Origin of the sequence: Streptomyces niveiscabiei (assembly GCF_001419795.1) — a bacterium.
Classification (GTDB): domain Bacteria; phylum Actinomycetota; class Actinomycetes; order Streptomycetales; family Streptomycetaceae; genus Streptomyces; species Streptomyces niveiscabiei.
On sequence record NZ_LIRL01000778.1, the window covers coordinates 1 to 716 of the forward strand.

General features: G+C 69.6%; 1 protein-coding gene. It reads right to left on the reverse strand.

Annotation, left to right across the window (positions count from 1 at the left end):
* Window positions 1-699: MFS transporter (locus AOK24_RS33365; protein ID WP_240554247.1), on the reverse strand; the 699-nt coding region annotated here is incomplete at its 3' end.
* Between the last annotated feature and the right edge of the window lie 17 nt (window positions 700-716).

Below are 716 nucleotides of genomic sequence, written 5' to 3' on the forward strand. Positions count from 1 at the left end.
CCCGACGGCGCTCGCGAGCTGGTACCCGACCCCCGCCCCGCTGTACCGGTACTCGGCCCCGAACATGTCGGTGAACAGCGACTGCTGGACGGACACGGCCATGTCGTGCCCGATGTTCACGAGCAGCACCGCGCAGACGACGATGAGCACCATCGACCCCGACTCCATCGCCCAGAAGTACGGCACGGCGCCCGCCGCCCCGATCAGCCCGCCCGCGACGTAGATCCGCCGTCGCCCGTACCGGTCGGCGAGGTAGGCGAAGGCCGGGATGGTCACCACGGCGAGCCCCCCGACCGCGAGGTTCACGTCGAGCAGGCTGTCCCGGTCGAGCCCCAACTCGTCGGTGCCGTAGGACAGTCCGAAGGTCGTCACCCCGTAGAAGGTGAACAGCTCCACGAACCGCAGCCCGATGATCGCGAAGAATCCGCCGGGGTTGGACCGCACGGCCGCGACCAGCGGGACCCTCGGCCGGGCACCCTCCGGCATCCCGGCGACCTTCTCGGTGAACACCGGCGACTCCTCGACCTTCGCCCGGATCACCAGCCCGACCAGCACCAGGAACGCGCTGAACAGGAACGGTATCCGCCACCCCCAGGCCCGGAACGCGGCCTCCGACGTGCTCGACGACATCAGCTTGGTGACGAGCGTCGCGAGCAACAGCCCGAAGGACGCGCCGACCTGAACGCCGCTGCTGTACAACGACCGCCATTTCCGGG